The 2,200-nt window shown below is 67.2% G+C and carries 1 protein-coding gene and 1 pseudogene; both read right to left on the bottom strand.

The genetic code is table 11. The features are described from left to right. Positions 1-219: 219 nt before the first annotated feature. Positions 220-1,281 carry a ribonucleotide-diphosphate reductase subunit beta gene (locus tag G7A99_RS18405; RefSeq protein WP_163142904.1) on the bottom strand — a complete coding sequence of 354 codons (1,062 nt, stop codon included), beginning with the start codon at positions 1,279-1,281 and terminating at the stop codon, positions 220-222. Between the two features lie 52 nt (positions 1,282-1,333). Beyond that, a pseudogene (locus G7A99_RS18400) lies at positions 1,334-2,200 on the bottom strand (ribonucleoside-diphosphate reductase subunit alpha); the annotation flags it as partial.

The raw sequence follows: 2,200 nt of genomic DNA, 5'->3' as shown, positions 1-2,200 counted from the left end.
TGGCGTAAGCGCAATGCGGGAGCGTCCCCGCCGTTGCCCCGGGTATCTCGACTGCTTGAAAGGATCGCGGCCGTGGGACGCACGCTAATGCTGACTAGCCCGTCTGGGGCGACGAACCGGGGGACGTCCTGACGTACGCCACCACGACCGCGACGGGAGAGAGTATACAGGGGACCCCCGCGCATGACAATGATTCTCATTGTCATGCGCGGGGTGAGATCACTCCCAGCTCAGGGCCCCGCCGGTCTGGTACTCCGTCACCCGGGTCTCGAAGAAGTTCTTCTCTTTGCGCAGGTTTGCCTGCTCGTCGAGCCACGGCAGGGCGTTGCGTGCGCCGGGGAAGGGCTCGTCGAGGCCGACCTTGCGCGCCCGGCGGTTGGCGACGAAGCGGAACTGCTCGTGGTGCATGTCCGCGTCGTAGCCGAGGATCGGGTCAGCGAGGAGGTAATCGGAATAGGCCCGCTCGGCCTCGTCCGCTTCCTCCCACATGGCGGTGACCGCGGCCGGGTCCGGGCGCACGCCCTCCTCCTGCATGATCTGGCGCACCACGCGCATGCCGAAGGTGAAGTGCATGACCTCGTCGCGCATGATGTACTGCAGCTGCTCCGCAGTGCCCTTCATCAACCCCCGGCGCTGCAGCGAGAAGATCGGGCTGAAGCCGTTGTAGAACCAGCTCCCCTCGAACACCGCGGCGAAGAAGAGATAGGACATCAGGAACTCCTGCAGGGCCTCGGGCTCGGTGAGGTCGATGTCCGGACGCAGCACCGCGTTGAGGCGGCGGTTGGAGAGCGCGATCTTGCGGTGGATGGCGGGCACCACCCGGTAGCGGTTGTAGATCTCGCTCTGCTCGAGTCCGATGGTCTCGATACAGTGCTGGTACGCCCACGTGTGCATGGACTCCTCGTAGACCTGCCGGGCCTGGTAGATCTGCAGCTCCGGGGCCGACATCTTCTCCATCACCGCCAGGCCGATGTTGCGCATCGCCAGGATGTCCGCGGTGGTGAGGTAGGCGAGCACGTTCTCGTAGACGTGACGCTCGGTGTCCGTGAGCCGGTGGTGGTAGTCGTGCACGTCCTGGGACATGTTGATGTCCACCGGCGTCCAGTGGTTCTTGTTGGCCTTGAGGAAGTACTCCCAGGCCCAGGGATAGCGGAACGGGGCCAGCTGATTGATGTCCGCCTGGCCGTTGATCACGCGCTTGTCCTCAACGCGCACGGGCTCGGCGGCATCCGCGGCCCTGGGTTCGCTCCGCGCCGTGTTCTCGTCGTTCCAGCTCAGCATGATGTCACTCCGTCTCCGGTGATCGTCCGCGCCCCGGGGGCGCGGCGTCGTGTTACTGGCAGGCCTCGCACTCGGGGTCATCGATGGCGCAGACGTCGGCGCCCTCCTCCCCCGCCGCGGAGACCGGTGCGGCCGTGGACTCCACCGCCGTCGCCCCGCGGGAGCGCAGGTAGTAGGTGGTCTTCAGCCCGGCGGTCCAGGCATGGCGGTAGAGCGCGTCCAGGCGCGGACCTGAGGGCTCGGCCATGTAGAGGTTCAGCGACTGGGACTGGTCCAGCCACTTCTGCCGCCGGCTGCCGGCGTCCACGAGCCGGTGGGGATCCACCTCGAAGGCGGTGGCGTAGAGGCGCTTGAGCTCGTCCGGCACCCGGTCGATGGGGCCGACGGAACCGTCGAAGTACTTGAGGTCGTTGACCATGACCTCGTCCCACAGGCCCTGGGCCTTGAGATCGCGGACCAGGTACGGGTTCACCACGGTGAACTCGCCGGAGAGGTTCGACTTCACGAACAGGTTCTGGAAGGTGGGCTCGATGCCCTGGGAGATGCCGGTGATGTTGGCGATGGTCGCCGTGGGCGCGATCGCCAGGCAGTTGGAGTTGCGCATGCCCACCTGCTGCACCCGCTCGCGCAGCGCCGCCCAGTCCAGGCGCTCGGTGGTATCGACCTCCAGGTGTCCGTCCCGTGCCTCGGCGAGCAGGCGCAGGGAGTCGATGGGCAGCACGCCCCGGCTCCACAGCGAACCCTCGAAGCTGGCGTAGCGGCCACGCTCGGCAGCGAGGTCCGTGGACGCGCGGATGGCGTAGTAGCTGATCGCCTCCATCGACTCGTCGGCGAAGGCCACCGCGGCCTCGGAGTCGTAGGGCAGGCGCAGCCGGTAGAGCGCGTCGTGGAAGCCCATGAGCCCGAGCCCCACCGGCCG

Source organism: Arhodomonas sp. KWT, assembly GCF_010993615.1.
This window is presented reverse-complemented; position numbering and strand designations above follow the sequence as displayed.

What these genes read in the sequence shown, in the direction of transcription:
- G7A99_RS18405 (WP_163142904.1), bottom strand. Translation starts at nt 1,281, where the DNA reads ATGCTGAGCTGGAACGACGAGAACACGGCGCGGAGCGAACCCAGGGCC.